The organism is Mesorhizobium sp. M7A.F.Ca.MR.362.00.0.0 (genome assembly GCF_004023175.1).
Taxonomy (GTDB): Bacteria; Pseudomonadota; Alphaproteobacteria; order Rhizobiales; family Rhizobiaceae; genus Mesorhizobium.
The window spans coordinates 1-239 of record NZ_RZTF01001123.1 but is presented as its reverse complement, the minus strand read 5'-3'; the positions used below and the strand labels follow the sequence as shown (position 1 = coordinate 239).

Genomic DNA, 239 nt, shown 5'->3' with positions numbered 1-239 from the left:
TGAGCTTGGCCGAGCGGCGGAAGCCCATGTTTTCGCCGATGGTGCCGACAGCGTCCTTGATGGTGTCGGCAACCGACTTGTCGGAACCTGGATACTTTGCGGCGGCCACAGCCTCCGTCGTGCCATAGGCCAGAGCAACCTTGGCAACGTTGCCGACGATTTCCTGAAACGCGGCGTTGCGGGCCACGAAGTCGGTCTCGGAATTGACTTCCACGACGGCGGCTTCGCGCACGCCATTG

At 62.3% G+C, this 239-nt stretch carries 1 pseudogene; it reads right to left on the bottom strand.

Annotation, left to right across the window (positions count from 1 at the left end):
• Nucleotides 1-239 (bottom strand): annotated as a pseudogene (locus tag EOC06_RS39345) (elongation factor Ts); the annotation flags it as partial.